Below are 26,632 nucleotides of genomic sequence, written 5' to 3' on the forward strand. Positions count from 1 at the left end.
ACCCGGAACGATGACACCTCGGCGGTGGCAGCAAGGCAGATAAGTGCCATGTGAACGGAATCCTTATCCGATTGCTTCGAAAAAATTAGGGCGCGTGCCTCCTCTATCTCCTCAAGCGATAGCACACGCCGATACTTCTTCGACATTTCGAAGTATTGCATCTGCAGATTGATATCAACCTCCTCCTGAAGAATACTAAACGAATGATCCTCTCCCAAGATATCCCTGATACGCCCCAAAATATTTTCCTGCTCACCGGTATCCATCTGCCAAAGTAGATTTTTTTGAAAAATACAATATTCTCGCAACATTTTCAGGATTCTGGCATTTAACTGAAATCAAAATACCCACATTTAGCGATATACTTGCCCAGAAATTGTTTCTAAGTTTGTGACCGCAACAAAACGTGAACCCCTCAATAATATTTTGGAACCAAAGAGGAGGGGTCTATTGGTTGTTTTGGCAAAGAAAACAATGCCAAATGCGGTTATGCTAACGATTTTGCCGAATAAATATTTAAGACAACATACATAAGATACTTTTTCAGCAACTATGAAGCTATCGGAGCTACAAAATGGTGAATGCGGAATTATCACAAAGGTGATGGGGCGAGGTGCCTTTCGCAAGCGTATCACCGAAATGGGATTTGTGAAGGGGAAAAAGGTTATCGTAGTAAAAAATGCACCACTGAAGGATCCCATTGAATACAACATAATGGGCTACGATGTGTCGCTACGGCGAAGTGAAGCGGCATTGGTTGAGGTGGCCACCAAGGATGAGGCTGTAAACCTCAGCTTCGAGGGATACAACGGTACCATTACGGAGGAGGATCTTCGCGTATCGGCCAAGGTGATGGGCAAAACCATAAACGTGGCGCTAGTGGGCAACCCAAATTCGGGAAAGACCACCCTCTTTAACTTTGCCTCCGGCTCCAACGAGCGCGTAGGTAACTACTCCGGCGTTACAGTCGACTCCAAGCAGGCACACTTTCGGCACAAGGGCTACTTGTTCAAAATTACAGACCTTCCAGGGACATACTCGCTAACAGCCTACACCCCGGAGGAGGTTTTTGTGCGGAGCTATATTGCCGAAACAATTCCCGACATCATCATCAACGTGGTAGACGCCTCCAACCTTGAGCGTAACCTCTACCTCACCTCTCAGCTAATCGACATGGACGTGAAGGTGATTATTGCCCTTAATATGTTCGATGAGCTGAAGAAGAGTGGCGATAGTTTTGACTACCAATCGCTTGGAAAATTGATGGGGATTCCCATTGTGCCTACGGTGGGCAGCAAGGGTAAGGGAATTACTGAACTTTTCGACACGGCCATCAACGTATATGCCGATAAGGACAAAACCACGCGTCACCTGCACATCAACTATGGTACGGAGGTGGAGCAATCGGTAGCTGTAGTGCAAAAGTTGCTCAAGCAGGGTGATAATCTAACCATTACAAGCAAGTATTCCACTCGTTTTCTCGCCATAAAGTTGCTGGAGAAAGATAAGCATTCAAAAAAGGTTGTTGAGAGTTGCTCCAACAAGGAAGAGATACTCAACGCTGCAGCGAAGGAGATTACCCGACTGGAGTTGGTAATGGCGGAGGACAGCGAAACAATTATTACCGATGCCAAGTATGGCTTTATTGCTGGGGCACTCAAGGAGACTTTTCACGAAGGAATTCACACCCGCCGTCGCGCCACCGACGTTATCGATACCTTTTTAACCCACCAGGTGTTTGGTTTCCCCATCTTCATCTTTTTCATGTGGCTAATGTTTTACTCTACCTTCACCCTTGGCGAGTACCCCATGAACTGGATACAGGATGGTGTGAGCCTTATCTCCTCGCTACTGCAAAACCACCTACCTGCTGGGGCATTTAAGGATTTGCTAATTGGCGGCGTAATTGGTGGTGTGGGCAGTGTAATAGTGTTTCTGCCCAACATACTCATCCTCTTCTTCTTCATCTCGGTACTGGAGGACACAGGGTACATGGCTCGAGCTGCCTTTATAATGGACAAGATAATGCACAAGATTGGGCTGCACGGCAAGTCATTCATCCCGCTCATTATGGGTTTTGGATGCAACGTTCCAGCCATAATGGCGACGCGGACCATCGAGAACAGAAACAACAGGCTGCTTACAATGCTCATCAACCCATTTATGAGTTGCAGCGCTAGGCTTCCAGTATACATCCTGATAATAGGTGCAATTTTTCCCACCCACGCAGGCACAGTCCTCTTCGCCATTTATCTCCTTGGCATCCTAATGGCAATTGGTGCAGCACTAATCTTTAAGCGCACGCTGTTTCACTCAGAGGAGGTTCCGTTTGTGATGGAGCTTCCCCCCTACCGAATTCCAACTGTGCGCTCCACAGTAAAGCACATGTGGCATAAAGGTTCTCAGTATTTAAGCAAAATGGGAGGTGTTATTCTAGTAGCCGTAATCCTAATTTGGGCACTGGAATACTACCCAAAGAACGTGGAATACAGCAAACCATTCGACAAGTTAATTGAGTCAAAAACTGAGCAGCAGGCTCATGATCAAAGCATAGGAAACCCCTCGCAACAGCTAATGCAGGATATTCGAAACCTAGAGGTGCAGAAGGAAGCCGAACATCAGGAGCAGTCCTACCTAGGACAAATAGGCAAACTCATTGAGCCGGTAATCCGTCCACTTGGTTTCGACTGGAAAATGGGCGTAAGCTTGGTAGCGGGTGTGGCAGCAAAGGAGATTGTGGTTAGCACGCTTGGTGTTCTCTACCAAGTGGACAATGGCGACGACTCCAAAAAGCTCATTGATAAGCTTCGTTCGGAGAAGTATCAGGCAGGACCAAATGTTGGGCAAAAAGTGTTTACCCCAATTTCGGCGCTGGCCTTCCTGGTTTTTATCCTCATCTACTTCCCCTGCATTGCCGTAATTGCTGCCATTAAGAAGGAATCGGGTAGCTGGAAGTGGGCCGCTTTTACCATAGTCTATACCACTGGATTTGCTTGGTTCATGGCTTTTGCCACCTTCCAGCTGGGAAGCCTTATATGGGGCTAAACCATATGTAAAATATATTGTTACTTAAAAAAGAGTAAACGCCATGTTACAAGATATACTCGCCCTCACCACCGTATTTGCCGCCGCCACCTACGCAGCTTACGGCCTCTATAAAACGGTAAACATAAAGCCAAGCCAAAACGGCGGAGGATGCTGCGGTTGCTCTGCTGGAGCCGCCTGCAGCGCTAAAGGGTTGAAGAAGGTTGTTAGGGGATAGAGAATCGAAGTCGGAAGTCAGAAGTCGGGAGACCGAAGTGGTGCTGAAGCTTACCTACTGCCTATCTACCTCTCACTTACTCTTCTTCCTATTATGTCTAATCACCTTTGCCTCTATGTAGAAGATGATCTCTTCAGCAATATTCTTGGTGTGATCGCCAATTCTTTCCAACTTCTTAATAATAGTCAGCATGCCTAGGAAATTTGTAATATCCGCAGGGTGCTGTTTTATGAGTTCAGCGATGATTTGGTTAGCCATTTTATTGTTGTCGTCCAGTATCTTATCTTTTTCAAAAATTGTACTAGCCAAATTGTTGTCGTCCGTCTCGAAGGCCTCCAGTGCAGTTTTAAGCATCAGTATGGCGGTATCAAGCATCAGAATTAGATTTGTTTTTTCCAAACTTTCGCTGCTAGCTGGATTTTCCATTTCACGAATGACCTTAGCAGTGCTCCAAGCAAAATCGCCAATACGCTCGAGGTTATAATTGATTTTTAGGATGGCAAGAACAAGCCGAAGATCGTTGGCAACAGGAGAAAATAGTGCAAGAAAGTTTTCACAGTCCATGTCGACCTTAAGCTCAAAAGCATCTATGAGCTTCTCCCCTGTAGCCATTTCGTTAATTAAATCCTTATTACCCGCCTCAACAACGGCCCTCGCCTTTTGTACCTGATTGACCACGGTATCCCACATCTCAACCATATCTTTTTTCAAGCGCAGCAGCTCAGTTTCAAGGTGTGTCATATTGGTCTCGGAATCTTTTGTTTGTTTTGCAATGTTACTCATTTTTGCAGTTTTTTAGAGGTTCAAAAGTTGAAAATTGGAGTTCGGATCAATGGCAACAATATCTTGAAAAATCCAAAAGCCTCAACTCTAGCCAAACCGTCCGGTGATGTAGTTTTGTGTTTGTACCTTTTTGGGGTTTGTAAATATGGTTTTTGTTTTATCCCACTCCGTAAGCTCGCCCATGTAAAAAAAGGCTGTATCATCACTTATTCGTCCTGCCTGCTGCATGTTATGGGTAACAATCACTATCGTGTAATTGCTTTTCAAGGCTAGCAGCAGCTCTTCTATCTTGGCCGTGGATATGGGATCTAGGGCCGAGGTGGGTTCATCGAGCAGTAGAATTGAAGGTTTCATGGCAATGGAGCGAGCAATGCACAACCGTTGCTGCTGTCCACCCGACAAAAAGGTCCCCTTTTTGTGCAAATTGTCTTTAACCTCATCCCAAAGAACCGCCTTTCGCAACGACTCTTCCACCAGCTCCTCCTTTTCCAATTTCGATAGCTTATACCTGTTTAGCGTGTATCCAGCAATAACATTCTCAAAAATGTTCATCGTATTAAATGGATTTGGGCGCTGAAACACCATCCCAACACTTCGCCTTAAAAGGGTGGCATTGTAGGAGAAAATATCTTCATCGTTGATATAGATCTTCCCAGTTGAATAGGCATTTTCGGTAAGTTCGTGCATTCGATTAATGCAGCGGATAAATGTTGACTTTCCACAACCGGAGGGTCCCATTATGGCAGTTATGGTGTTCTTTGGAATTTCGATGCTTACGTCTTTTAAAACGTGCGCATCTCCAAAAAAAGCATTGAGGTTTTCCGTTTTTAAAATTGTACTTTCCATCTTTTCTCTGCTAGTTTTGTCAATATGTTCAGAAATAGAATAATTACCACTAGAATGAATGAAGCCCCCCAGGCTAAGTTATGCCAATCCTCATATGGGCTAGTGGCATAGTTGAAGATAACAAGGGGTAAGCTGGCTGTTGGTTTTAAAATATTTGTGTTGAGGAATGGATTTCCAAAGGCAGTGAAAAGAAGTGGTGCAGTTTCACCTGCAACCCTAGCAATTCCAAGAATTATACCATTCAGTATACCACTTAATCCAGCCGGAATTATAACGCTTATCATGGTTTTGTAGTAGGGAACACCCAGCGATAGCGCAGCTTCCTTGAATGAGGATGGCACCATCTTCAGCGTTTCCTCCGTCGATTTAATTATGGATGGAAGCATCATAATGGCAAGTGCAATACTCCCAGATAGGGAGGTAAAGGTGCCAAATGGCTTCACAACCCATATGTAGATAATAATTCCTATCACAATGGAAGGGATGCCCTGCAATACATCCACAGCTAAGTGGGCCAAGTTATATATTCGTGTTCGCGATTGCTCGGCAAAGTATACCCCTGTGGTAACCCCTATTGGAATTGCAATTAAAGCAGCCACGGAGATAATCATTACACTTCCAACTATGGCATTAAAGATGCCCCCGCCAACTTCCCCTACCGGTTTTGGAAGGCTGGTTAAGAAATTCCAGTTGATCACTGAAATACCCTGTTTGAATATATAAGCCAAGATAGCCAACAGCGGGATTACGGAAAGAACTGTCAAAAGGATAATCAAAAATTTGAAGATCAAATTTCTGGCCTCTCTAAAGGTGAAATACTTTTTCATTAGTTCTCAAATCGTTTAATAATTCTCACCCCAATAATATTGATGATTGTAGTAACCACAAATAACACCAGACCCGTTTCGATTAGGGCAGAAAAGTATATTTTCCCGGTTGCCTCGGTAAATTCATTGGCAATAACGCTAGCCATTGTGTTTCCTGTATCGAAAATACTTTTGGGAATAATCTGCGTATTTCCAATAAGCATGGTAACTGCCATGGTTTCACCTAGGGCCCTTCCAAGAGCCAGCAAAATACCTGCTGACATTCCTGACCTGATGTATGGTATGATCACAAACCTAACCACCTCGAAGCGCGTAGCCCCAAGTGCATATGCTGCCTCTTTAAGGTGTAAGGGAACCATGCTAATTACCAGCCGGATGAGCGATGCCGAAAATGGCGTAATCATTATGGCTAGAATTATGGATGCGGCAAGAATTCCCACTCCCGAAGGAACAGCCCCCATCCGCATTTCGATGGCTCGCACAATTGGAACAATGGTGAAAATACCCCAAAAGCCCAATATTACTGAGGGAATTCCAGCCAAGAGCTCAACTGCATTTTTTATTAATCCGCTTATCCAGCCCCGTGGATAGTATTCACCCAAAAACAGTCCAATGGCCAAAGCAAAGGGAGTTGAAATGAGAATGGCTAGTGCAGATGTCATCAATGTACCCGCCAGGAAAGGAAGGGCACCAAACTCGTTAGCAACAGGATCCCAAACTTTCTGATATAGGAATTTTAGACCAATGGCTTGAATGGATGGAAGCGACGATACAAGAAGGGTGAGAAAAATGCTTATAAGAAGGACAATAAGCAGAATAGCTGACAATGACAGAGTCTTACGAAAGGCAGCCTCGCGAAAGTTTAGGCTTCTTATATTAGCGTTGGAATGAACTTGTTGGAGCATTCTAAATTTGTTGTTTCATTATAAACAATAGCAGTGCTATTTTTCTTGTAACTGTTTGATTAATTTATGAAAAAAAATATAAGCGTATGCCCCAAAATGGGGCACAACGCTCATAAACCATAAATCCTAAAAATATTTACATTAAAGGGGTGCCTCCAAAATTTACCTTCTTAAGTTGGTTCAGGGCAGCATCTTGGGCCTCCTTTGGTAGGGGAGCGTAGATGAGACCCGGAGCAAATTGTTGACCAGTGGTAATCATCCAATCAATTAGCGATACCGTTGCTTTAGCTTGCTCCTTGGTTCTGTCACCATACGATTGGTTTACATACAGGATAATGTAGGTAAAGCTGCTAATAGGATAACCATCCTTTGCATCGGTGTTGGTAAGAGAAACTCTCAGATCCTCGGGCAATGTTACAGCTGCTGCAGCACTGATTGATGGGATGGATGCCTCAATAAACTCCCCCGACTTGTTTTGGATCATTGCCGATGCCATCTTATTTTGCATAACATAGGCGAGTTCAACGTAGCCAATGCTTCCAGGAGTTTGTTTTACCATACCGCCAACGCCCTCATTGCCTTTTGCACCGATACCAACTGGCCAGTCGAGTGCTTTTCCTTTTCCAGGCTTGGTATTCCAGTCGCTGCTAACCTTGCTCAGGTAGTCGGAGAATACGTAGGTAGTTCCACTTCCGTCGGAACGGTGAACCACTGAAATGGCTAGGTCGGGGAGATTTGCTGATGGATTTAGGGAGGTCAACCGCTTGTCGTTCCACTTGGTAATTTTCCCGAGAAAAATGTCGGCAATCACGTCTGGGGTGAGCTTAAGCTGTGGATTACCAGGTAGATTATAGGTAATCATCACTGCTCCAAGGCAGGTTGGAATGTGGACAATTGGAGATGGCATTGATTTCATCTCTTCATCGCTTAGTGGCGCATCGGAAGCACCAAAATCAACGGTTTTGTTTTGTAGCTGCTTTATTCCGCCACCCGAACCAATGGATTGGTAGTTAATTTTTACACCATTTGCCTTGTTATACTCATCGAACATCTTTGAATATAACGGATAAGGAAAGGTTGCTCCGGCACCAATCAATTCTTGGCTTCCGCTATTATTAGTTTTTTGATTCCCAGAGCAGGATGCCAAGGCTAGCACTGCGGCTAAACCCCAGAATAATTTGTTAATTTTCATCTGTCTCATATTAGTGTGCGTTTATATTCCATTACTTGAAAATGACATAGAAGGTAAGCCTCACTGTCATGTCATAATTACTCTTGACTAAGCCAGAAACATTATCCAGCTTGCTCTTGTAGGTGTTCAACCAAACGTTGGGCATGAAATGTACATTCTTATTGGGGGTAAAATCAAGCCCACCCGTAAAAAATTTCTCGGTGTAAAGGTTAACCGTATATGGCTTAGCTACAGGGTAACGATCGGAGCTGCTATACTTGGTATCGGGATTATAGCTATCGTAACGGGCAAAAAAGTTCAACTTGTTCTTAATGATTCTCCCCTTTACAAAGGCACTGAAGGCAAATGGAACAACATTTGCATTTACCTGCGAGCCATTTACCGAGTCCACCTTGTAATTCTTCTGCAGCTGATTAACAACCTCTATGCCAACCGTTATAGGATCTGTTTGGTATGCCACAAACCCTTTAATGGTTGTTTTGGATTGGGTTGGGGAAGAAATTTCATGGTCGCTTGTAAGATCAAGGATTATTTTTTGATCCATCAGCTTGGCGTATACCTCACCGTAGAACTTTTTATACCTATTGTTCTCCAGTTTCTGAGCCGTGCCGTTGCCAATCATAAAGTTGTAGCCATAGCTGCCTTTGTCATCTAGCTTTCCCTGCCATGCAACGCCCATGTCGGTAGAGCAACCTAACCCTCGCATGTCTGCAACTGTTTTCTCAATGCTGCGGTAACCCCAAACCTTTTCCGACATCATGGCAAAAGTGGGTGTGGCAGTTTGCCCAATAACCAAATCGTTGTTGTGAACAATGTTCTTCCAGCGGAGGTTGGCCGCCTTAACGTAGACCATGCGGTCACCAGTTCCGTTCACAACATCACCCTCGTGGGCCAGTATTAACTCCGTGGAGAAATCCTCGCTTATGTTGTAGCTGTATCCAAGGTATATCCTACGAAAGTCAAAGGCATTAAAATCCTTTGGGTAAAACTTTCCGGCATACTGCGTCTTTCCACGGTTGAGGGAGTCGGCGTGCGTTTTCAGATAGTAATCACCAAATGCATAGCCCCATACCTTTCCCGAAGGTTTGAAATCGGAAGTTGTTGTGTAGGTAGTTGGCAGTTGAGAAGTGGTGGCGTTGGTGGTTGGCTGAGGAGGAGTGGTAGTCTGTGCTTTGGTAAGCGTTGTTGGTAACATAAAAATAGTTAGGGCAACTATCTTTGTTTTGGATTTTTTTGGCATACGTTCTTTAAAAAATTTTCATACAATGAGTTGGGCGCATTAATTTGTTGCAAAATTGAGGTTAACGCATTAACTGAATATTAAGTACCCATGAAGTAATTCTGAATTATTCGATGATGGAATGGCTGAAATGGCTAGAAAAATCAAGGAAAAGCTATGCACTGCTAAGCAGGTAACATTCTCTTAATGTAGAAAGTGAAAGTGTGAATTGGTACGTCAGCAACCTTTTTTCCTAAAAACCAAGTGTCCGAAACCGCTAATTACCTGTCGAATGACGGAAAAGTGACGAGTGACAGAGTTACAGGTTACAAAAAAAGACAGGAGTCCGAAGTCCGCAGTTGTTGTCACGTCCTGAAAGTTGCCTGCAACAGGTACTTGCCTAGGCACTCTTGCTGAGCACTAAGGAAATGAACTACAGTAGGTAAATATTAGGATCAACCTCCACTTTTTATTAATAAGTTTGCAGCTTCGTTTTACAAGCATCAATGCCATGAATGAGAGGATATGGAATAAAGATTTGATATTCCTGATACTGTCCAACTTCTTGATGTACATCACCTACTATGCCATACTTTCGGCCCTGCCCATCTATTTGGTCAACAACCTCCATGCCTCAAAAGTGCAGGTGGGAGTGGTTGTTGGGGTATATACCATTGCCTCGGTAATGGTGCGCCCTTTTTCGGGTTTTGCGCTCGACCGATTTGGGCGACGCACCATCTTCCTGCTGGCTCTAATAATTTACACCTTGCTATTTGCGGGCTACCTAGTTGCCATAACCATTACATCCATAATTTTGCTTCGGTTTGCGCAAGGGCTTGTATGGGGATTTACCACCGTTTCGGGATCGACCATTGCGGTTGACATTATTCCGGTGGCCAAAAGAGGCGAAGGCATCGGATACTTTGCGCTATCGACAACCCTAGGAATGTCCGTTGGCCCAATTATCGGGCTATTTGTATGCCACCACTGGGGATACATGGCCATGTTTGTTTCGGGGTGTTTTATAAGTGTTGCAAGCCTTGCATGTGCCTACAGCGTACACCTGCGTAAACGGTTTGTGGTTGGCAAACGGATAGCGCTAAAATGGAACAGCCTGTTCGATAAAAACTCCATCCAGCCGTCGATAAATGTATTTATCACCATGATTGCCTACGGTGGGTTACTGTCGTTTATTGCCCTTTACGGCCAGGAGATAGGCATTAAGAACACCTCCCTATACTTCCTTATTTTCTCCATTGGTATAGCTGCAGCACGGCTTACCGCCGGAAAGGTGTTTGACCGAAATGGTCCGCGAAAGATTATTACGCTATGCCTGATTTTGCTCATGATAGGATTTCCCATGCTGGCCATGGCAAAAAGCCCGCTGCTATTCTTTCTCTCGGCCATAGTTATTGGATTTGGCAACGGGGTAATATTCCCAACCTTCCAGTCGATGGTGAATAACCTCGCCGATTCTGTGCACCGTGGAGCAGCCAATTCAACACTTTACACGGCTGTAGACCTCGGAATGGGGCTTGGAATGATTACGGCTGGGCTAATAGCCGAGCACATCTCCCTCTCATTTATCTTTTGGGTAAATGCCGCAGTGGGTGCCGCCGGGTTACTGTTCTTCAGGCTCTTTGTGCTAAAAGCGTACGAGAGTCGATACAAGCAATAAACCTACACCTACATTACGACCATTCCATAAAGAATGGATCAAAATCCAGCATTCCAACTTTAGCAATCTAGGCCTACGCAAAGGGCCCGCCAGAGTTGGCGAGCCCAGATTGATGCTATGTTCTTGTGCTACTACTTAGCTAAAATCGCTGGACAATAGGACAGGCACAGCATAGAGTAGCAATCCATAAGAAACGGACCAGCAACGCCACGCTGTAAAAGCTGCCTCAGCTCACCTCATCGTACCCACTCTTTATCACTGTAGAAATCATTTTAAACCGCACGTTGGCCACAATTGTATTGTACGAATGTGCCGGAATAATGATGGACTGGCCCGTTTCGAGATGGCTTGATGTCCCGTCAATAATAACCTCTGCCCTTCCATCGATTATCTGAATAAAGTTATCAAAGGGCGATGACCTATCGGTGAGCGTTTCGCCCGAATCGAACGAAGCGGCGCTTACCTTGCCCGTAGTCTTCTTTATTATGGTTTTAATAACCACCGAATTTGGAACGTACTCAATGATTTCCACTATGATAAAAGTTTTTGATCTATCTACCTCAACGCTGTCCATTATTCCTTGGTATTTCACCTAATTTAAATTGAAACTTGCGCATTTGCTAGCTCCTGTGCCTGCCCAATCCAATTATCTCGTTCAATTCGTTCAGGAGAAATGTCCAAGGCTTCGGCAAGGGATTTCACGTCATCTGCAGTTAACCTACCAATCTGAGTAAAGGTATAAATATCAATCAGATTAAGCCTCTCCTCAATCCATAAACTGATTCCTTTTATTAGAGTCAAGTTATTGGCTTGATGCTTAAGGGCTGACCCAATTCTGGCGTAGGAAATTTTGTTTTTTTGTTCCTTAACTTTATTAAGAAGAGCGGCCTTCTTTCCCTCTATTTTCACGAGCTCCTTCGCCTGAGGTATCCACTCATCTCGCTCAATCCGTCCAGGAAAGTACTCAATGGCTTCGGTAACCAGCTCAATGTCCTCGTCGTTAAAATTTGCTATCTGCCGAAAGGCAAAAATATCCAACGCATTAAGTTTTGCCTCAATCCATCCACCTATCCCAACAATGGAAGTAAGGTCGTTGGCTTCTTCCTTGTGGGCAATCCCAATCCTTTGAAAATAGATACGGGTTTTTCGAGCTCTAATGCGCTCCAAGGCCTCTTCCCTTACCTTTTCATCTTCTAGCAGTTCCTTAGCCTGCGCAACCCACTCGTCGCGCTCAATCCTACCGGCAAAGTATTCGATGGCAAGGTTTATCTTTTCAGTATCCAGCGGAGTGAATCTACTTATCTGCCTAAAGGAGTAAATATCAACAGCATGTAGCCGTTCTTCAATGAATGGACCTATACCGCTAATCATTTGAAGGTTATCCCGTTCCTCCTTTGTGGCCGTTCCAAAACTACTGTAGTCTAGCAAATGCTTACGCTTTCCAATTTGAAACAGAGCTTCATCTTGATCCTGCAGCTTCTGTTCAGCATTGGCATTTTTTAGAGTAAGGCTCTCGGTTTTACTTTCCGCTTTAGCCTTATTTGCTTGAAGCGTGTTTACCTCCTTTGTAAGTTGTACCAGTTCACCCTTGCTTTCGCTAATGCTTTTTTTCAGATTACCGTTCTCAGTCGCAAGTCGGATATTTTGGTTTTTCAACTCATCCATTTGTGTTTCGTGTGCCTTTCCATCAGCCTTGTAGATGGACTTGAAGTAAAGCCATGCCGTTACATACCCAATGATTGCTGCTCCCAGCAAAAGGGCTAAGATTATAAAGGTAGCTTCACCTCTTGTTTGCACTAGCAATACGATAAATGCGCTCATATTTTTATTTTTTAAGGGTTACTGCAGCTCTCCTGTTATTGGCTCTACCTAAAATGGTATTATTATCGGCGATAGGTTCTTTTTCGCCCTTCGATTCAATGCTGATTCTGTCGGCCGACATGCCCTTGCCTTCGAAATATCGTTGCATGGTTTGGGCTCGTCGATAACCCAAAGCCTGGTTATACTCTTCGGTTCCAACGGCATCGGCATAGCCCACTATGCTAAGCTTCGCCGTCGAATTTTGTTTCATATAGGTAGTTGATTCGTCGAAGTAGCTGTTCGCCTCTTCGTTCGCGTCAAATTCAGAATTATCAAAAGCAAAGTGGACTACCAAATCTTGCGGTAGTAATGCTTGCTTGGCAGTATCAGGTAGGGCTGCAATGCTATCGTTCTGGCTCACCGCCACAACAGTGGTTGTTTGCTGCTCATTGCAAAGCCCCTTTATCTTGCACACATAGACATACGTTGAGAACGCTGACCAGCAGGCAAATGCAATAAATCCAATTGATAGAATCCTCATGGCTATGAATTATTTAGTTTTTATAAAAATTCCTTTTTAGGTACTTTTCTATCTGATATGTCGAAAATCCATCAGGGTAAAACCATCAGGGTCATCGTTGGTAACCCGGCGGGAGCTATAGTAGTAGAGATTCCCTTCCACATCAAAGATCATTTCAAAACATTTCCCTACACCCATATTCTTGTTTGGCCCAACGTGCAAGAGGAAAAAGGCATTCTTTGGGTTTGCGTCAATGGCTTTCCGCATTTCATCTACAGTGAGTAACTTCACAAAGTTGGGGTAAACGGCGCTTATCTTCTCCGATGTATTGACATCGGGCGCCAAGTTATCCTTGAGTACAAGCAGCTCCTTATCCTGAAACCCCGACGAATTGTAGTAGCTTAACCCGCTCAAGGAGATAAAGAATCGCTTCTTTTCGAGATTCTTTGCATGTATCTGCATAAACTTAACAATTGCTGGAATGGCATAGCTGTAGTTCAAGGAACCGTCGTCGGAGTATAAAAGTGGTATGCTGCATAGCTCCGGCATATTGGTCATGTCCTTTGATTTATCGCCCAGAACTAGGCTGATGTAGCTGTAGCTCACGCCCCCGGGATCAATCCCAAAAACATTTTTCATCAGCACTAAAAACGAATACTTCGAATCGAACCTACGTTTTTCAAACTCCGTTGCATCGATAAACTCGTATGGAGTAGATTTCCAATACTTCTGCACCGCATCCTTTATGTAGGCATTGTAAGGATCTGTTCCATTCTCAAGCACAACACAAGTAGTTGAGTTAATAAACATTCCTATCTCCTTCTGTGAAGCCAGAGGAGATTCTGCCATTGCCACCACGCTGACAAGCATCAGCGCAACAGCAAGTGTATGCTTTTTGGAATTGATTCCAGCCAGAAGCACCTTTAAGGCATTTGCAATATGTTGTTTCTTCATGGTTTCCCTTTTAGTGGTGGTTTGTAGTAATCCAATCCTGAAAAATTATGTAGAGCTTGTGTATAGTTTTCCTAGAATACAAAGGTGCGACAGTTACTAACCAAAATAGTTACACAACTCTTGCTAAGAGTTACATAAATCACACACTCCGATAAGATTTAGATAGTAATAGCTGTAATTTGAAATAGCGCTTGCGGTAGAAGTATTGGTAAAAAGAAAGAAGCTACCCTAAAGGAGCTTCTCCCGTTTGTTAAAAGTTGCCTATTGAGCAGGCTCAGTGATAGTGTTACCATCGAGCACAACGGCGGTTTGCGCCAGCGCTCTCCCACTCATTGAGGCACCAGTTTGAAAGGTAATGCTCGTCATCGAAAGTATTATACCTTCAAAATGCGAGGTTGTACCTAACGTAACTTGGCCTCCAACCTGCCAGAAGATGTTCTTAGCCATAGCACCACCGCTTAAAGTAATATTCACGGCCGAACTCATGGTAAGATCACCCGCAATTTGGAATATCCAAACATCGGTTGCACTACCAGAAATGGTAACATCAGTGGGTATTGTAACGGTGTTCGTCCACTTGTAGAGGCCTGGAGCAAGCGTATAACCACCTATAATCCCAGTTCCCAACTCTACGAAATCGGGCAATGTACGGCCTGCCGCATCGTTGTAGGCAGTAATCATGTTGTTTACAGCAGTAGTAAGGGTTATCGGAGTAGGATCGGCCATGTCGGCAGCGTAAATATGTCCAGTAACCTGTGCCGAAGTGGCATAGCCGGTTGCATTGGATAACGCTAATCCCGTAACATAAGAGGTGGCAGCAGGGCTAAGACCCAAATCCCCCGTAAGGGCAGAAGTTGAGTTATTGGTAATTGTTGTTTTAGCCAAAATAACGTAATTGCCGGCACCCCCTAGATTTACCGCAGCAATACCCACTGCACTACCTGCAGTTGTAAAGTTCCACACTTTATCACTTACAAGAGTATTCCCGGTAAGACTTGTTGCCTCAGTAGTAATTGTTGCAGTATATTCAGTTTCTGCAAGCAGCGTTGCCGATGGCGTAAAGGTTGCAACTAAACCAGCATATGCAACAGATCCACCAACTTCAGTCGACCCTTGTTTTAGGGTAAACGACATTGTGTTAACCGTTAATGGATCCATGGCTTCGCTGAAGGTCACAGCAATAACTTTGTTACGAGCAACGCTTGTTTCGTTGCTTAAGGGGTCGGTTGCCGATACAGTAAGCATAGAAGAATCTCTATTATTATCATCCTTTTTACAGCTCGCCGTAAATACTACCAACAGTATTGCAACGGCTGGAATTATTTTTCCTATCCTCATAATCTATATTTTTAGTGAATATTTTATAAACTCAAAGATAGGTATCATCACAAGGGTATCTGTTACACAACAATTGCTAATTGTTACATAATTCACTCATTTTCAAAATAGTAATATTTGTAAGGAAGCAAGTATGCGCGGATTTGTAAGAAAGAACAAGCTCGCATAAATCTATAGCAAAGCATGCTAAAAATATATTTTAGCATGCTATAAGAATTAATCGGACGATAGCAAAGTTTGGTATTACCAGCTAGCAAGGTTGGCTATTTCCAAAAAAAACCAGAGAGGGCAAAAACTCGCCTTCTCTGGAGATTACCATTAATTTCTAGCATAATTAATGATATATGGTGCTATGAGAGGATATTACATGCTTAAAATATGTAACGTATTGAAATCGCTCCATTATCGCCCCAAAAACCGGAATATCCAGAAAAATTGAGCTCCGGTTTCCAGTCGATGCCAATATTAATAGGTACCTCTCTGAAGTTATACTCTAGCCCCAGTATCCCATCAACGCCGACAACAGTGTAGGACTCGCCTCTGTTTCCCCAATTGGTATGATCGCCATTCCAAAAGCCTACGTGAGCTCCAAATCCAATGAACCAATCCAGTCGTTCGGTATTAAAAGCGCGATTTTGAACCTCGTAGAGCCCAGTTATCTCAACTCCCTCCCATCGACTGGAAAGGATTCCCTCCAAGGCCACCTTACTACCAATAAAATGCTTGACTGTTAGCCCGTTGGTATAGCCAGCCCTAAGCCCTATACCGGTGTTGTAATCCTGTGCATTGCTATATGAAAACAGGCACATTGCCAGCACGATTGTAATTCCTAGTCGTTTCATTATTATGTTTATTAATTTTTCCTACTCGTATGGCTTTTCAGTTTCGCCCCAACATTTATCCCTAAGCTGGAAAGATATTATTAGCTTCTGCTATCAATTTTCGGTGAACAATAGTAAAAAATTACCCGTCACTCTATTTTAAGGAGTTTATTATGACTCTTACCTCCTCTTCCGATTTACCAAGCTTATAGCCAAGCAATTCCACCATCTCCTTTTCCTTCCCTTCACTAAAGCGTAAATCGTCGTCAGAGATAGCTGGATACTCAAGTTTGAGCTTCTCTTTCCGCTCATTCCAAAATCCAACAATAGTTTCCTTCATAGTACTAATTTTTTAGTGAAGACATAGGTTGAATGATTAAGCAAATATACCATACTGTCAGGACACACCTGTTACACAATTAATTAAACAATTTACATAATTCACTGATAAGGCTACATGCAGCGAGGTAGCGATTAATTTTTCATGCTTCCAGGCTGTCCTGTGGTTTCGATAACATTCCACCACAATTCACCCTCTACATCTATCTCCTTGCGTTTGGAAACGGAAATTGGAATTGGGAGAAGAGTAAAATGGCCATTCCAATGCCCTACTACAAAATCGGTTTTACCGGCCATTGCTGCATGAACAGCATTTTGCGCAAGAAGCCCACAAAATTTGCTGTCGTTGGCGTTGGCTGGTGCACTGCGAATAATGTAGCTTGGGTCGATATACTTGAGGACAAAGGGAAATTCTTTCGCTTCGAATTCTTCCTTTATTTTGTCTTTCAAATACAATCCAATATCCTTATTCCGAATATTTCCCGAGGCATCCTTTTCCAAGGTGGTGCTATCGAAAAAGTGTTGCCCCGCACCTTCGGCCACCACGATTAGGGCATGATGACGATTCTCGAGCCGGCGCCGTAATACATTCAAAAAGCCATTGGGTCCATCCATATCGAATGCCATCTCAGGAATGAGGACAAGGTTAACCTCATGCACAGAAAGGGTCGCATGAGCAGCAATAAATCCAGAATTGCGGCCCATGAGCTTTACTATCGCAATTCCGTTATATGCTCCAATAGCCTCGTTATGCGCAAAGCGAATAATATCGTTGGCAATTGTAAATGCCGTTTCGAATCCAAACGATTTATCGATAAAGCTGATATCGTTGTCGATGGTCTTGGGAATTCCTGCAACAGAAATGGGAAGGTTCCTGTGTAGTATCTCCTGGTGTATGGCATGTGCCCCGCGTAGGGTACCATCGCCACCAATGCAAAATAGGATGTCTGCCTTCATTGCGCTTAACTTATCCACAATCTGGACTACATCCTGCTCCCCTCGAGACGTTCCAAGAACTGTCCCACCAAAAAAATGAATTTTATCCAAGCTCTGTGGCGAAAGATCAACCACCTCATGGTCATACTTGGCAATAAAGCCTTCATAACCATAACGAATGCCCACAATATTTTTTACGTGATACCGGTAGTAGAGCTGGTTTACAACACTTTGAATAACATTGTTTACCCCAGGGCATAATCCACCACACGTAACTATGGCAACCTTTGTATCGGCAGGATTAAAATAAAGATATTTGTGCGGCCCCGCCATTTCAAACGAAATGGGGGTTTCCCTTTCTTCCTTACCCAGCTTATAGCTGCTGAGCTTTGTATTGAATAGCACCCTATCGTCGTTTTTAACAAAGCCAAACGACAATTCACTGGTTGGAGAAGATGGCGACAGCTTCGATTTAAATTCTCCGGGACCTAGCGTTTTAACTTTAAAATCGTCGTGAGTCATGGATCGAAAATTTATTTTGTGATATACGAGAGCACCATACAGCAGGGGATTCATAAGCTTAACGGCTCGCCTCTCATCACTATTTACCCAACAACCACCGACAACGAATAATGGTCCGATGCCCTACTTCGCCTCTATCTCTTTTTTGTTGGCACTATGAATAGCGGTATGGAGGTATGCTGCAAAATTTTCTCCGTAACGCTACCCATTAATACGTTTTCCATCCATTTGCGGCTATGCGAGCCCAATACAATTACATTGGCATGCAGCTCCTCTGCCGTCTTCAGAATTGAATCCCCAAAGTCACCCTCCTTTACTACGGTCAGAATGTTCCTGTCGCCTAAGTGCTGTTTCGATTTATCGAGATATTGCTGAGCAACTTTTTTAAGGGCACTTTCACCATCGGTTTGCAACATACCCATTTCCGTTTGGGGGTAACCGGCAAAACCCATCACTGTAACATGTCCAGTGGAAGTGTAATTTATAGGTTCCAGTATTACATGAAGAAGTGTAATCTCAGCATCCATGGCCTTCCCAAGTGAAAAGCCAACCTCCGCAACCTTTTGTGCCGTTGGATCAAAATCGAGTGCAATCAGCACCTTTTTTCTATTTGTTGTTTCCATAACAATTGTATACTTTAAAAGTAAGTCGCTAACAAAACATTAGCAACTATTTGCGCCTTACGCTGTCGACCAGATATTCCGAATTGCCATGCCAGAAAAGGACACCGTTTTTTTGGAGATAGTGCACAATTACCATTTGACCTTGAATTGTATCGAGCTGCATGGCCAACTTTTTGTCGGTAACCGAGAAATAGAACTTCTCGGAGGCAAGGGCAACATTCGTATTGCTGGTCACGCTGCTGAGGATCATCTCCCCTTCGTAGGTTTTAACAATATTTCCCTTGTGAGAGAATTTCTGCAGCAACCCAGCCCTGTATCCATCGCTGTATGTATAAAAGAACTTCCAGTAGATGAATATGCCAATCAATATTATGGTTATGGCAACAAACCATCGAAACGCATTTCTCAATGTTCGCTTCACCCCAGTCCATTTCGAAACTGGGGTGGCTACTGATTTTGTGTCGGTTGTCATACTGCTACTGTTTATTGATATTAAGCAACATTTCAGAACGTGAATGCACTCTTACACCCTCTTTGAAACGAACCATCCCAGCACGAACCCAACGCCAAGACTAATTAGAATCTGAGTCCAGTTCCAATGGGCATAGTCCATCGACATGCGTCCGTGCATCCCATTTAACCATCCAGCACCACCAAAAAGCAGCACTATTAATACAATAACGACCACAATGAGGACGTAAACCAATGTTTTGTTTGACCTTGTTAATCTCTTTGCACTCATGATTATCCTCCTTTTGAAATTAGTTTTAGAAAACCTACCTATTTTTGTTTTCTGTCAATGGGAACAATACCAGCCATTTCCCCAATTATGTTGACTAATTCGGTACCAGTTGGAATTACTATTTTGGCATTATTCTGGAGCGAATTCTCCATTGCCTCGAGCTTCCGTAAAAGCTGTGCATTCCCAACAAAATACTTGTCGGCAGCTTCGTTTACCAACTTAATGGCTTCGGCCTCTCCCTCAGCGTGCAATATTTTCGACTGCTTGTATCCTTCTGCCTCCTTGATTTTGGCACGCTTAATACCATCGGCAACAGTCTCGGCAGCGGTGGCCGAATCGATGGCCGCAATCTTTTCGTTCTCGGCCTTAACCACCTTATTCATGGTTTCCTGAACGTCCCTTGGTGGGTCAATCTCCTTAAGCTCGGTGCGCACAATCTCAATACCCCAGCCCATGGTTTCCATATGAAGGGTTTTGTAGAGATCAGCATTAATTTTTCCACGCTCGCTGTTGGCCGACTTAAGCGTAAGAGTTCCTATTATATTTCGGAGAGTTGTGCGGGCAAGGTTTACAATCTGCCACTTATAATTGTTCACGTTGTAGATCGAGCCTTTTACGCTCTCCTCGTCCGATTTTACCCTGAAGTAAACCTGGGCATCTACGCTGGCGTTAAGGTTGTCGTTGGTGATTATCTCCTGTGGAGTAGCATCAACCATCTGCTCGGTAACGTTTACAAGAAACAGCTTGTCGATTATGGGAATAATCCAATGGAAACCGGGATTCGCAAACTTATTGTATTTCCCAAGCCTCTCAATTAGGCCTCGCTGTGTTGGCCTTACAATTTTTATTCCCCAAAGGAATAGCAGAAAAACTAAAATGATAATATACAGATAGGACATGCAAATCTCTCCTTTTTATTTTTTGTTAAAACTCATTAATCTATTCATAAGTCTTCTAGCCCTTTTCGATGGTTTCTCGATGCTCCCATTACATAAATGCTAGAGTAACATGCAGAAAACACAAAACAGATGTGAGTCTAGAAGTGGTCAACTCTATGTGCCTTTACCCTTATTGATGCGGGTGAAGGACATTTTTAGCCATTAAAAACAGCGGATAACCAGGCGATTACTTCTTTTTTTCAAACGGATTAGGAAGGATAATTTTACCACCTATCCCCTTTTCGTCGCGCTTGGCCGCCTTGGCAGCACGTTTTTCCTTCAGACTTAAGACCGCAGCCTTTTTACCTGTTTTCTCTTTTCCCTCTTTTTCGTGTGACATATTCGTGGTTATTTGGTTTGTAACATTTGCTAATGCTCAACTTAGAGAATCCTTCTCCCTGAAATTAGTCTTAATAACACTGCGATAAGGGCAATAACCAGCAGAATGTGAATAATACCTCCAGCATGGTAACCTAGGTAACCCACTGCCCAAAGGATGACTAGAATTACTGCAACTACATACAAAAGACTTCCCATGATTTCTTCGTTATTGGTGGATATTTGGTTTGTAACATTTTATAATGCTCAACTTAGAGAACACTTTTCCCTTGAAAAAGTCTGAACAATATTGCAATAAGAGCAATAACAAGCAGAAGGTGAATAATGCCGCCTGCATGATAACCTAGGTAACCTACTGCCCAAATGACAATTAGAATGACTGCAACTGCATACAAAAGATTTCCCATGATTTCATCGTTGTTAAGTGTACATAGCTAAAAAACAAAGGTCATCATATTCGAGCAGGGATGTGTTACACAACTTCAGCTATTAGTTACATTATTCACAGATTCTGAAGGGGAAGAAACTGTTGTTGCACAGGCTCACCAACCAGATGGAATATGCCGCAACCAACTTTTATTGCCAAACAAAGGGGGCTCAACAGTTTCGCAAAACCAGCTAGACATTAGAATAGAATGCTCGATTTTGAGGCAATGCCAATCCGAACCACATTGAGCTGTCGGTTAAAGTGAATATTGTAGTAGTCCTGTCCGTAGTAGTAATCCACAAAAATTACCCCATCTTTTAAGAATGCGGGTTTAAAAGAAATGATACAGTTGAAAATCAACCGCTTTACATCCAGCGTTTTTGTATTATTCAGGTCGCCCGCTATCCATCCCATGCGTATCGATTGATCAAAAATGTAGTGCCTCCTATTATCCTTCTTCGGCACAATTACTTTAAAAACATCCGAGAGTTTTACGGTGATCTTGGCATTAACAAAAAAGCGTAATCGGCCATAAATGCGATTCAATTCCGCATCTTGGTTATAGCTATAGGCCGCATAAAACTTAATATAGTTAGTAATGAAAATTAGCTGACTATTGGGACGCGAAAGGAAAAAGCCACCCTCGAACCAGTTGGTAGAAAAGCTGCCATTTAGCGTATTAATTGTTGTGCCATCGGCCATGTAAAAGTTGCCATCCTGCCCGTTTGAATGGTGTAACAACGAAAAGTAGGCAAACAAATCGCTATGCCCCCTCTCCCTATCGATGAACTGGTAAAAAAAGGTTACCCTAGGCATATACGAAGGCGTGCGAACTGGGTGCGAGTGGCTATCGTACATCCGCATAAGAATGCGTGGCGAAAGCTCTATACCCCACCTTACATTTTTGTTCAGGCTTATCATGAAGTAGGGAATAATGTCGGCCTCAAATACCAAAGGTTCCAAGTTGCCCAGCCCACTACCAAACATTATGTAGCTTGGCTCACGAAACATGTTGAATGTTGAAATGGCATTGGCTTTTACTGCCTTATAGTCCGCTACTATACTATCGGCACGATTCTTTTGTGCATAGGTTTTGCCGAATGCTCCAAAAAAAAGGAGCGTGAGAAGCACAAATTCACATAGTTTTTTCAATTTGTTAGGTATAGATTAGCCTTTGTTTCGCTTGTGAGTATCTCTGCTTTCCTTCCAACTCGGGTTAGCAATACTCTCGTATTTTTCTCTACTACAATTGCGATGCCTCTTGCATTGCCATTGTATAATTCCGATCCATTGATCCCAAAAAATAAAAGGCTGATTCTGCAACCAGCCTTTTTAAAACGAAGTGAAGTGAGCTACTTTTTGTTATCAACAGTGAAATCTTTGAGTGCCTGTCCAAGCTCATCCATGTCGTGGCTGAACTCGGTTTTGAATGATGTCCACTTTTCCTTCCCGTCCTCCTTGTAGTCCTTCAACATATTCTTCATCTCGGTATTCTTTTTCTCCAGCTTGGCTATTTCCTTCTGATAGCCAACTTTTGTCTTACCCTTTACCTTGGCAACTTTTGCCTTTAGCTCGGCAATTTGTTGGTCGTAGGTTACCGTTTTTGCTTCCGACTCCTTTTTAAAAGCTTCAACTTCGGCAAGGTATGCCTGGTTTGCCTTATCCAGGTCTTCCTTTGCTTGGGTAACATTATCCTTTGCATTATCAACCTTTTGTGCTGAATTGGTACAACCAGAGAATGGCACCGCTGCTACAAAAGCAAGTGCCACCAATACTAAAAATGTCTTTTTCATATTAACAATGTATTAAAATGATTAAATTCTTAATGCTTATTTAATAGTTGGCAATGAAGCGAGTGACGAAGCTACCGCTTCTTCAACCCAAATAAAAAGATGCCTCCACCAACTGCCATTACCACAATTCCAGCAATGGGTGACCACGCTATGCTATGGTTCTTGTTTCTGGATACCTGTAGGTCGCCTAGGTCCACCACCTTCTCTCGGGTAACAAAGCTAAATCCAGTAATAAGGCTAATGGCCAAGCCAAGTACCATAACAATGATTCCAACCTTCTTCATACGGTCTGTATAAAACGATTTAAGAGTGATCAAGAATTCTTACGGTAAGCATTGAAGTTGCTTACAGTAAAACAATAAGAAGAATGATAATGATGATTGCACCGGCTCCAGAAATGTATATCCCGCCATCATTGCGCATGAGTTCGCTTCTTATGGATTTTACCTCCTTGCGAAGACCCTTCTTTTCGGATGAGCTTAAGTTTGACTTATCCATGCTCTTAATCTCGTTCAACCGGAGGAGCAGCGCGTCATTTTCTGCGGTATTCGCAACGGCAGGCTCTGCTACCAAAGTTGTTGTGTTTTTTGGAGCTGCATTCACTGGCAATGGAGCTACTGCTAAAAGCATCAAAGCTACCATTATGCTGACAGTTACCTTTTTCATGTTACAAGTTTTAGTGAGTCAATTTTGACTATACAAAGGTGTACCTATAACATGCTGAAAGAGTTACACAACTATGGGAAAGAGTTACATCTTTCACAGGTTCTCCAAATTTTTGGAGCGCTTCGACTTGAGCTGCTTGAAGAAGGATGGGGTAAGTCCAGTAATTTTCTTGAACTGGTTGGATAGGTGGGCAACGCTGCTGTACTGCAGTCGGTAGGAAATTTCGGAGAGGTTGAGCTCATCGTAGAGCAGCAGCTCCTTTACCTTTTCAATCCTATGCAGAATTATGTAGTGCTGCAGCGTAATGCCCTTTACCTCGGAGAAGACGTTAGAAAGGTAGGTGTAGTCGTAGCCCAGCTTTTCGCTGATGTAGTCGGAGTACTTAATTTTTGGGAGCTCGTCGGCGTAGTGGATCATTTCGATAACTACGTTCTTAATCCGCTCAATTAGTATGCTTCGAGTATCATCGAGCAGCTCCAGCCCCATTTTAAGAAGGCCAGCACTCAACTTTTCGCGCTGCGCTGGAGTTATATCCTCCAAAATATCAACCACTCCCAGATCAACCACCACGTAGCGTAGCCCCAGCTTCTCCAGCTCCTGCTTTACCATCAACTTGCATCGAAGGCTAACCATGTATTTGATGTAAAGCTTCATATATTACCTCGAATAAGTATAATATGGTTAAGAGCGGTGAGCCCAGTAAGCGCAACAGAGATAGACCCTTTATGCACCTATTAATTGATGCAATATACGAATTAGATAACTCCTTTTCAAGTTTCTATGGCGTTGGATATAAACTCCTGCGGTTGCGAAATGTTCACTGGGACTGCATAGTAGAATAGTAGCTGGGTAAGGAATGGGTGCAAATAAGAAATGTGCTGAAGTGGATAGGACTCTAGGTATCCCCGATTTAGAGTACTAGTGCCTATTCACACAAAACCATTATCAATGATTATCATTAACCTATGGAATGCCGTTTTTATTATGGGACAGATTACTACCTAACATGTAAAAACGGAAACCTGCGAAAGCGGGGTTTCGTTTTGTAGTGCACGGTAAGAATTTGGTAGTATCACATTTTGTGTGTAGTGCGCTCTTGCCCGGCTTGGCGTATGGGCCACAGGCCCATGGCAGCGCTTTAATCTTTATGGTAGGCAGCGGTAGTTAACTCTTTTAGGCTAGGCGCTAAGGTTGCTGTGTGTTTCCCTGGTAGGTGGGTATGGACGAGGACAGCCTGACCGGCCTGTTTGACGGTTCCGCGTCAGCATCTCATTTTATATCCGGGGGAGCGGGAATAGTCAATCTTCCTTTTAGATAGCTTTTTACTCTTGAATATGTCAGTTAACCATTTCAAATTTCAGTTTCCTTTAATGAAGCACAACGTTTGCCGCTAAGCACAGACAGGGAGTTTGAAACCGTTTCCCTGTCCCTCGTTAACGGTATTGCTAAGTTAGGAAATACTTTCTTATCTGCAAATCAGCCCTGATTGGGTTTAGCGGCTGTTGTGCAGCGTAGCTTAACTCAGTCTAGTCAAGTAAAGATATTATTAACGAAATCACAGCAATAATAAAACCCAAAATTGCCAAAATGAAAGTCAACCAATAAGTCTTTTTATGCCACTTTATTAATTGAGCTTCATTGACTTCTTTTTCATTCTTTATTAATTCAAGTTTTTCTTTTTTCTTTTGTTCTTCAAACAGTTTTCTGAACCCACCATTTTTATTAAATCTTTCAGTGATTATGTCCAATTCCATAATTTGTGTTGCTCGGTTTTCACTAATGGCAACAATCACAACTTGAGATTCTTTTAAAATCTTAAAATAATATTCATAAGAACTCTCTTTAATTTCAGGTTGGTCATCTAGATACTTGTTTCCAAGCGATGGAAGATGGCTTACGTTAATGCTCTTCTTTTCGAGAACTATTCTTATAATATTATCAAGTACGCTAATATCATCTTCAATTATTTTCATTGTTAATGGTTTTAAATGCTATGATGCACAACGATCGAGGCTTGCTTTTCGGCGGGGATTAAGTCCCACTTTCCTGTCGCTTACCGCTGACGTTTATTAATTTGTTTGTCGTTTCTAGTTCCAGTTCACCCCCGCTGAAAGCAAGGCTTTGTTGCACTAAATCCCACTACGTGGGCTAGCTTTGAATACCAACCATGGTAAAGTAAGTAAAAGATACTGAACGGGAGAATAGAGCTCCTTAAAAAGTTAACGTCTAACCTTAGCGTTCAGTACCATGGGAAAGAAAAGCGAATTTACGATTGTTGAGCAAGCCGTGCAAACCGTTGCCGGTTTTTCTGCCGTGCTGCACACCCTGCAGCAGCAAACCATCCTGCGCGGGCAGAGCCAGAGCACCCTAAACAGCTACATCCGGCAGGTGGCGCTGGTAAGCCTCCACTTCGGGCAGCTGCCGGAGCAGCTCTCGGACGAGGAGATCGCGGAGTACCTCACCGGATTGGCCCAGCGCCCCGGCTCGCCCTCCCGGAGCACCTTTAAGCACGCGGTGTACGGGCTGCGCTACTACTACCGGCACATCGGGCAGGGGAAGCGGGCTATCGCCCTGCCCTCGCTGAAGCGGGAGCTCACGCTGCCGGTAATCCTCAACCGGAGCGAGCTGCGCCAGCTGTTCAAGGCCCCAGCGCTGCTCAAGCACCGCATCGTGCTCACGCTCATCTACTCGGCCGGGCTGCGCTCGCAGGAGGCCATCAACCTGAAGCTGGCCGACATCGACTTCGAGCGCCGGACCATCCACATCCGCCAGAGCAAGTACAAGAAGGACCGGATCGTTCCGCTCTCGCGGTTCATGGCCAGGGGGCTGCGGCGCTACCTCGCGGTGGAGCACCCGCAGGTATGGCTGTTCAACGGCAAGGAGCCGGACGGGCGCTACAGCGCCAAGGGGCTGAGCTGGGTGATGCGCGAGGCGCTGAAGCGGACCAGCATCCAGAAGGAGGTCAACCTGCACTCCCTGCGCCACAGCTACGCCACCCACCTGCTGGAGGATGGGCTGAGCATTGTCTTGTCCTAAAATAGGTTTACACTAAAAAAGTGTAAAATGGTAGAAAAAAGTAAAGCTATTTCAGGATTAAAAAGGGGTAATTATTTTACCGATTCGGAACGTCACAAAATTATTCAAGAAATGATTTCAAGCAAG

At 43.7% G+C, this 26,632-nt stretch carries 31 protein-coding genes; 4 read left to right on the forward strand and 27 right to left on the reverse strand.

What is annotated here, in order from left to right:
* Positions 1 to 266 (reverse strand): hypothetical protein (locus VMW01_07470; protein HUW06084.1); only part of this gene is annotated, 266 nt, incomplete at its 3' end.
* A 286-nt stretch (positions 267 to 552) separates the two neighbouring features.
* Here VMW01_07470 and feoB point away from each other — a divergent pair.
* Both feoB and VMW01_07480 read left to right on the forward strand, forming a co-directional pair.
* On the forward strand, positions 553 to 3,045 hold the full coding sequence (gene feoB / locus VMW01_07475) for a ferrous iron transport protein B (protein ID HUW06085.1): 2,493 nt from the start codon (positions 553 to 555) through the stop codon (positions 3,043 to 3,045).
* 43 nt (positions 3,046 to 3,088) lie between these two features.
* Complete coding sequence (locus VMW01_07480; GenBank protein ID HUW06086.1) at positions 3,089 to 3,262, forward strand: hypothetical protein; 174 nt, start codon at positions 3,089 to 3,091, stop codon at positions 3,260 to 3,262.
* 72 nt (positions 3,263 to 3,334) lie between these two features.
* Here VMW01_07480 and phoU read toward each other — a convergent pair whose 3' ends face one another.
* From phoU to VMW01_07510, 6 genes are all read right to left on the reverse strand, one after another.
* Positions 3,335 to 4,045: a phosphate signaling complex protein PhoU gene (gene phoU, locus VMW01_07485; protein ID HUW06087.1), complete on the reverse strand. Its 711-nt coding sequence runs from the start codon at positions 4,043 to 4,045 to the stop codon at positions 3,335 to 3,337.
* Positions 4,046 to 4,132: 87 nt separating this feature from the next.
* Positions 4,133 to 4,891 (reverse strand): phosphate ABC transporter ATP-binding protein PstB, encoded by a 759-nt coding sequence (gene pstB / locus VMW01_07490; GenBank protein ID HUW06088.1) that lies wholly within the window; start codon positions 4,889 to 4,891, stop codon positions 4,133 to 4,135.
* Complete coding sequence (gene pstA, locus VMW01_07495) at positions 4,873 to 5,718, reverse strand: phosphate ABC transporter permease PstA (protein HUW06089.1); 846 nt, start codon at positions 5,716 to 5,718, stop codon at positions 4,873 to 4,875. Before pstA ends, pstB begins: the two co-directional genes overlap by 19 nt.
* The gene (gene pstC, locus VMW01_07500) at positions 5,718 to 6,623 is read right to left on the reverse strand and encodes a phosphate ABC transporter permease subunit PstC (GenBank protein HUW06090.1); all 906 of its coding nucleotides are present in this window, start codon (positions 6,621 to 6,623) and stop codon (positions 5,718 to 5,720) included. Before pstC ends, pstA begins: the two co-directional genes overlap by 1 nt.
* Positions 6,624 to 6,759: 136 nt before the next feature.
* Positions 6,760 to 7,815, reverse strand: a complete 1,056-nt coding sequence (gene pstS / locus VMW01_07505; GenBank protein ID HUW06091.1) for a phosphate ABC transporter substrate-binding protein PstS — start codon at positions 7,813 to 7,815, stop codon at positions 6,760 to 6,762.
* 31 nt (positions 7,816 to 7,846) lie between these two features.
* Entirely contained in the window at positions 7,847 to 9,055 is a 1,209-nt protein-coding gene (locus VMW01_07510) for a hypothetical protein (GenBank protein ID HUW06092.1), read from the reverse strand.
* Between the two features lie 490 nt (positions 9,056 to 9,545).
* Between VMW01_07510 and VMW01_07515 the strand changes: the two genes are divergently transcribed.
* Positions 9,546 to 10,712 carry an MFS transporter gene (locus VMW01_07515; protein HUW06093.1) on the forward strand — a complete coding sequence of 389 codons (1,167 nt, stop codon included), beginning with the start codon at positions 9,546 to 9,548 and terminating at the stop codon, positions 10,710 to 10,712.
* A 226-nt stretch (positions 10,713 to 10,938) separates the two neighbouring features.
* Here VMW01_07515 and VMW01_07520 read toward each other — a convergent pair whose 3' ends face one another.
* The 20 genes from VMW01_07520 to VMW01_07615 form a co-directional block, all read right to left on the reverse strand.
* Positions 10,939 to 11,304: a cupin domain-containing protein gene (locus tag VMW01_07520; protein HUW06094.1), complete on the reverse strand. Its 366-nt coding sequence runs from the start codon at positions 11,302 to 11,304 to the stop codon at positions 10,939 to 10,941.
* Between the two features lie 5 nt (positions 11,305 to 11,309).
* Complete coding sequence (locus VMW01_07525) at positions 11,310 to 12,533, reverse strand: hypothetical protein (GenBank protein HUW06095.1); 1,224 nt, start codon at positions 12,531 to 12,533, stop codon at positions 11,310 to 11,312.
* 4 nt (positions 12,534 to 12,537) lie between these two features.
* On the reverse strand, positions 12,538 to 13,053 hold the full coding sequence (locus VMW01_07530; GenBank protein HUW06096.1) for an OmpA family protein: 516 nt from the start codon (positions 13,051 to 13,053) through the stop codon (positions 12,538 to 12,540).
* Positions 13,054 to 13,101: 48 nt separating this feature from the next.
* Positions 13,102 to 13,986 carry a hypothetical protein gene (locus VMW01_07535; GenBank protein HUW06097.1) on the reverse strand — a complete coding sequence of 295 codons (885 nt, stop codon included), beginning with the start codon at positions 13,984 to 13,986 and terminating at the stop codon, positions 13,102 to 13,104.
* Between the two features lie 261 nt (positions 13,987 to 14,247).
* Positions 14,248 to 15,324 (reverse strand): ice-binding family protein, encoded by a 1,077-nt coding sequence (locus VMW01_07540; protein ID HUW06098.1) that lies wholly within the window; start codon positions 15,322 to 15,324, stop codon positions 14,248 to 14,250.
* Between the two features lie 371 nt (positions 15,325 to 15,695).
* On the reverse strand, positions 15,696 to 16,166 hold the full coding sequence (locus VMW01_07545; protein ID HUW06099.1) for a hypothetical protein: 471 nt from the start codon (positions 16,164 to 16,166) through the stop codon (positions 15,696 to 15,698).
* A 133-nt stretch (positions 16,167 to 16,299) separates the two neighbouring features.
* Positions 16,300 to 16,485: a hypothetical protein gene (locus tag VMW01_07550; GenBank protein ID HUW06100.1), complete on the reverse strand. Its 186-nt coding sequence runs from the start codon at positions 16,483 to 16,485 to the stop codon at positions 16,300 to 16,302.
* A gap of 134 nt (positions 16,486 to 16,619) precedes the next feature.
* Complete coding sequence (locus VMW01_07555) at positions 16,620 to 17,942, reverse strand: ATP-dependent 6-phosphofructokinase (protein HUW06101.1); 1,323 nt, start codon at positions 17,940 to 17,942, stop codon at positions 16,620 to 16,622.
* Between the two features lie 134 nt (positions 17,943 to 18,076).
* Complete coding sequence (locus VMW01_07560; protein HUW06102.1) at positions 18,077 to 18,565, reverse strand: universal stress protein; 489 nt, start codon at positions 18,563 to 18,565, stop codon at positions 18,077 to 18,079.
* 46 nt (positions 18,566 to 18,611) lie between these two features.
* Positions 18,612 to 19,037 carry a hypothetical protein gene (locus tag VMW01_07565; protein HUW06103.1) on the reverse strand — a complete coding sequence of 142 codons (426 nt, stop codon included), beginning with the start codon at positions 19,035 to 19,037 and terminating at the stop codon, positions 18,612 to 18,614.
* 51 nt (positions 19,038 to 19,088) lie between these two features.
* Entirely contained in the window at positions 19,089 to 19,307 is a 219-nt protein-coding gene (locus VMW01_07570) for a DUF883 C-terminal domain-containing protein (GenBank protein ID HUW06104.1), read from the reverse strand.
* 38 nt (positions 19,308 to 19,345) lie between these two features.
* The gene (locus VMW01_07575) at positions 19,346 to 20,206 is read right to left on the reverse strand and encodes an SPFH domain-containing protein (GenBank protein ID HUW06105.1); all 861 of its coding nucleotides are present in this window, start codon (positions 20,204 to 20,206) and stop codon (positions 19,346 to 19,348) included.
* A 226-nt stretch (positions 20,207 to 20,432) separates the two neighbouring features.
* On the reverse strand, positions 20,433 to 20,585 hold the full coding sequence (locus tag VMW01_07580) for a hypothetical protein (protein HUW06106.1): 153 nt from the start codon (positions 20,583 to 20,585) through the stop codon (positions 20,433 to 20,435).
* Positions 20,586 to 20,626: 41 nt separating this feature from the next.
* Entirely contained in the window at positions 20,627 to 20,782 is a 156-nt protein-coding gene (locus tag VMW01_07585) for a lmo0937 family membrane protein (protein ID HUW06107.1), read from the reverse strand.
* 427 nt (positions 20,783 to 21,209) lie between these two features.
* Complete coding sequence (locus VMW01_07590) at positions 21,210 to 22,163, reverse strand: hypothetical protein (GenBank protein HUW06108.1); 954 nt, start codon at positions 22,161 to 22,163, stop codon at positions 21,210 to 21,212.
* Positions 22,164 to 22,363: 200 nt separating this feature from the next.
* The gene (locus VMW01_07595; protein ID HUW06109.1) at positions 22,364 to 22,804 is read right to left on the reverse strand and encodes a hypothetical protein; all 441 of its coding nucleotides are present in this window, start codon (positions 22,802 to 22,804) and stop codon (positions 22,364 to 22,366) included.
* Positions 22,805 to 22,875: 71 nt separating this feature from the next.
* Positions 22,876 to 23,088 carry a hypothetical protein gene (locus tag VMW01_07600; protein HUW06110.1) on the reverse strand — a complete coding sequence of 71 codons (213 nt, stop codon included), beginning with the start codon at positions 23,086 to 23,088 and terminating at the stop codon, positions 22,876 to 22,878.
* Positions 23,089 to 23,149: 61 nt separating this feature from the next.
* On the reverse strand, positions 23,150 to 23,470 hold the full coding sequence (locus tag VMW01_07605; protein HUW06111.1) for a hypothetical protein: 321 nt from the start codon (positions 23,468 to 23,470) through the stop codon (positions 23,150 to 23,152).
* Positions 23,471 to 23,563: 93 nt separating this feature from the next.
* Positions 23,564 to 24,124, reverse strand: coding sequence for a helix-turn-helix domain-containing protein (locus VMW01_07610; GenBank protein HUW06112.1), 561 nt, complete (start codon positions 24,122 to 24,124; stop codon positions 23,564 to 23,566).
* An 872-nt stretch (positions 24,125 to 24,996) separates the two neighbouring features.
* Positions 24,997 to 25,443, reverse strand: a complete 447-nt coding sequence (locus tag VMW01_07615; protein HUW06113.1) for a hypothetical protein — start codon at positions 25,441 to 25,443, stop codon at positions 24,997 to 24,999.
* Between the two features lie 274 nt (positions 25,444 to 25,717).
* Here VMW01_07615 and VMW01_07620 point away from each other — a divergent pair, with 274 nt between their 5' ends.
* Positions 25,718 to 26,506 carry a tyrosine-type recombinase/integrase gene (locus VMW01_07620; GenBank protein ID HUW06114.1) on the forward strand — a complete coding sequence of 263 codons (789 nt, stop codon included), beginning with the start codon at positions 25,718 to 25,720 and terminating at the stop codon, positions 26,504 to 26,506.
* Positions 26,507 to 26,632: the final 126 nt, after the last annotated feature.

It is taken from the genome of Williamwhitmania sp. (assembly GCA_035529935.1).
Classification (GTDB): domain Bacteria; phylum Bacteroidota; class Bacteroidia; order Bacteroidales; family Williamwhitmaniaceae; genus Williamwhitmania.

Excerpts from the sequence above, each read along its gene's own strand:
- feoB (HUW06085.1), top strand. The coding sequence starts at position 553 with ATGAAGCTATCGGAGCTACAAAATGGTGAATGCGGAATTATCACAAAG.
- VMW01_07480 (HUW06086.1), top strand. The coding sequence starts at position 3,089 with ATGTTACAAGATATACTCGCCCTCACCACCGTATTTGCCGCCGCCACC.
- phoU (HUW06087.1), bottom strand. The coding sequence starts at position 4,045 with ATGAGTAACATTGCAAAACAAACAAAAGATTCCGAGACCAATATGACA.
- pstB (HUW06088.1), bottom strand. The coding sequence starts at position 4,891 with ATGGAAAGTACAATTTTAAAAACGGAAAACCTCAATGCTTTTTTTGGA.
- pstA (HUW06089.1), bottom strand. The coding sequence starts at position 5,718 with ATGAAAAAGTATTTCACCTTTAGAGAGGCCAGAAATTTGATCTTCAAA.
- pstC (HUW06090.1), bottom strand. The coding sequence starts at position 6,623 with ATGCTCCAACAAGTTCATTCCAACGCTAATATAAGAAGCCTAAACTTT.
- pstS (HUW06091.1), bottom strand. The coding sequence starts at position 7,815 with ATGAAAATTAACAAATTATTCTGGGGTTTAGCCGCAGTGCTAGCCTTG.
- VMW01_07510 (HUW06092.1), bottom strand. The coding sequence starts at position 9,055 with ATGCCAAAAAAATCCAAAACAAAGATAGTTGCCCTAACTATTTTTATG.
- VMW01_07515 (HUW06093.1), top strand. The coding sequence starts at position 9,546 with ATGAATGAGAGGATATGGAATAAAGATTTGATATTCCTGATACTGTCC.
- VMW01_07525 (HUW06095.1), bottom strand. The coding sequence starts at position 12,533 with ATGAGCGCATTTATCGTATTGCTAGTGCAAACAAGAGGTGAAGCTACC.
- VMW01_07530 (HUW06096.1), bottom strand. The coding sequence starts at position 13,053 with ATGAGGATTCTATCAATTGGATTTATTGCATTTGCCTGCTGGTCAGCG.
- VMW01_07535 (HUW06097.1), bottom strand. The coding sequence starts at position 13,986 with ATGAAGAAACAACATATTGCAAATGCCTTAAAGGTGCTTCTGGCTGGA.
- VMW01_07540 (HUW06098.1), bottom strand. The coding sequence starts at position 15,324 with ATGAGGATAGGAAAAATAATTCCAGCCGTTGCAATACTGTTGGTAGTA.
- VMW01_07545 (HUW06099.1), bottom strand. The coding sequence starts at position 16,166 with ATGAAACGACTAGGAATTACAATCGTGCTGGCAATGTGCCTGTTTTCA.
- VMW01_07550 (HUW06100.1), bottom strand. The coding sequence starts at position 16,485 with ATGAAGGAAACTATTGTTGGATTTTGGAATGAGCGGAAAGAGAAGCTC.
- VMW01_07555 (HUW06101.1), bottom strand. The coding sequence starts at position 17,942 with ATGACTCACGACGATTTTAAAGTTAAAACGCTAGGTCCCGGAGAATTT.
- VMW01_07560 (HUW06102.1), bottom strand. The coding sequence starts at position 18,565 with ATGGAAACAACAAATAGAAAAAAGGTGCTGATTGCACTCGATTTTGAT.
- VMW01_07565 (HUW06103.1), bottom strand. The coding sequence starts at position 19,037 with ATGACAACCGACACAAAATCAGTAGCCACCCCAGTTTCGAAATGGACT.
- VMW01_07570 (HUW06104.1), bottom strand. The coding sequence starts at position 19,307 with ATGAGTGCAAAGAGATTAACAAGGTCAAACAAAACATTGGTTTACGTC.
- VMW01_07575 (HUW06105.1), bottom strand. The coding sequence starts at position 20,206 with ATGTCCTATCTGTATATTATCATTTTAGTTTTTCTGCTATTCCTTTGG.
- VMW01_07580 (HUW06106.1), bottom strand. The coding sequence starts at position 20,585 with ATGTCACACGAAAAAGAGGGAAAAGAGAAAACAGGTAAAAAGGCTGCG.
- VMW01_07585 (HUW06107.1), bottom strand. The coding sequence starts at position 20,782 with ATGGGAAGTCTTTTGTATGTAGTTGCAGTAATTCTAGTCATCCTTTGG.
- VMW01_07595 (HUW06109.1), bottom strand. The coding sequence starts at position 22,804 with ATGAAAAAGACATTTTTAGTATTGGTGGCACTTGCTTTTGTAGCAGCG.
- VMW01_07600 (HUW06110.1), bottom strand. The coding sequence starts at position 23,088 with ATGAAGAAGGTTGGAATCATTGTTATGGTACTTGGCTTGGCCATTAGC.
- VMW01_07605 (HUW06111.1), bottom strand. The coding sequence starts at position 23,470 with ATGAAAAAGGTAACTGTCAGCATAATGGTAGCTTTGATGCTTTTAGCA.
- VMW01_07610 (HUW06112.1), bottom strand. The coding sequence starts at position 24,124 with ATGAAGCTTTACATCAAATACATGGTTAGCCTTCGATGCAAGTTGATG.
- VMW01_07615 (HUW06113.1), bottom strand. The coding sequence starts at position 25,443 with ATGAAAATAATTGAAGATGATATTAGCGTACTTGATAATATTATAAGA.
- VMW01_07620 (HUW06114.1), top strand. The coding sequence starts at position 25,718 with ATGGGAAAGAAAAGCGAATTTACGATTGTTGAGCAAGCCGTGCAAACC.